This is a genomic window from Zoogloea sp. (genome assembly GCF_023150065.1).
Lineage (GTDB): Bacteria > Pseudomonadota > Gammaproteobacteria > Burkholderiales > Rhodocyclaceae > Zoogloea.
In genome coordinates this window covers 1-254 of record NZ_JAKLLN010000157.1, presented here as the reverse complement: position 1 = coordinate 254, position 254 = coordinate 1, and the positions used below count along the sequence as shown (strand labels likewise).

Annotated in this window: 1 protein-coding gene; it reads right to left on the bottom strand. The window is 63.0% G+C overall.

Going from position 1 to position 254, the window contains the following annotated elements:
- Positions 1-56: pyrroloquinoline quinone precursor peptide PqqA (gene pqqA, locus L6Q67_RS24605; RefSeq protein ID WP_367171681.1), on the bottom strand; the 56-nt coding region annotated here is incomplete at its 3' end.
- Positions 57-254: the final 198 nt, after the last annotated feature.

Here is a 254-nt window from a genome sequence, read left to right as displayed (position 1 = left end):
ATGGTGATTTCGAAGCCGAAGCGGAAGTCACAGGCGGTCGGGGTTTCCCATTTCATTTGATGTCTCCTTCAGGTGTTGGATGTGGCGGGGCTGCCGCCGGGTGCCCGGCACGGTCGCGACGGGCTGGTTGCCACTATCGCACCGGGTTTCGGGCGGCTCGTCTGGATAAGCATTAAAGGCCGCTCATGATTTTCATGGGATGCCGGTGGGCGCTGCGGAATGTGCTTCGCCGGCGCGGCCTGGAGGGCGGGTTG